The 1,061-nt window shown below is 63.5% G+C and carries 1 protein-coding gene; it reads right to left on the bottom strand.

Annotated elements, in window-relative coordinates:
- On the bottom strand, positions 1-1,061 hold a 1,061-nt coding region (locus AU193_RS18655), incomplete at both ends, for an AMP-binding protein (protein ID WP_156425285.1).

The following is a 1,061-nucleotide window of genomic DNA, read 5'->3' as shown; positions in this document are numbered from 1 at the left end:
CTGACCCGCTCCAGCCCGAGGACTTGGGCGTAAATACCGGCCAAAACCTCCTCAACAGCGTTGCCAGGAGCCCGATACCGATCAACACTTTGATACTGCGGCGCAGGCAGAGCGCGCATGTCGAGCTTGCCGTTAGCCGTCAACGGCAACCCCTCCACCACCACCACCGCCGCCGGCACCATGTAAGCCGGCAGGCGTTCGGCAAGTTTCGCGCGCGCGGCGACCGGGTCAGCATCTCCGGTGATGTAACCCACCAACCGTTTGTCACCCGGACGGTCCTCGCGGGCCACCACCGCCGCCTGCGCGACCCCATCGACAGCACTCAACGCCGCCTGAACCTCACCGAGCTCGATGCGGTACCCGCGGATCTTGACCTGCCCATCAGCGCGCCCCAAATAGACCAACTGCCCATCAGCACCCCACCGCACCAAATCCCCGGTGCGATACATCCGCTGACCAACCCCACCAAACGGGCACGCCACAAACCGCGACGCAGTCAAACCAACCCGGCTCACATACCCACACCCGAGCCGACCGGCCACATACAACTCACCGACCACACCCGCGGGCACGGGCCGCAGCCATGCATCCAACACAAAAAACGCCGCCCCCGACACCGGCGACCCGATCGGCACCACCCCAGAGCCCGCCACCAACGGCGCACTCATCGCCGCAAACATCGACGTCTCGGTCGGACCACAAACGTTGATCATCACCCGACCCGGCGCCCACCGATCCACCAACTCACTCGGGCACGCCTCACCACCAACGATCACCAACTCCACCGCATCCAGACCCACCGGCGACAACATCGCCAAAGCAGACGGCGTCTGACTCAACACACTGACCCGCTCAGCAACCAACAAAGCATGGAAATCCTCAGGCGAACGCACCACCTCCTCGGGCACCACCACCAACCGCGCCCCATGCAGCAACGCCCCGAAAATTTCTTGAACAGAAACATCAAAGCCATAGGAATGCCACTGCGACCACACTTGACCGGCCAAGGCCATGCCCGCGTCGAGAACCTCCAACAGCCGTATCACGTTGCGGTGGGCAAC

The organism is Mycobacterium sp. GA-1285, from assembly GCF_001499905.1.
Classification (GTDB): Bacteria; Actinomycetota; Actinomycetes; order Mycobacteriales; family Mycobacteriaceae; genus Mycobacterium.
The sequence above is the reverse complement of the archived record's forward strand: the minus strand, read 5'-3'. Positions and strand labels throughout refer to the sequence as shown.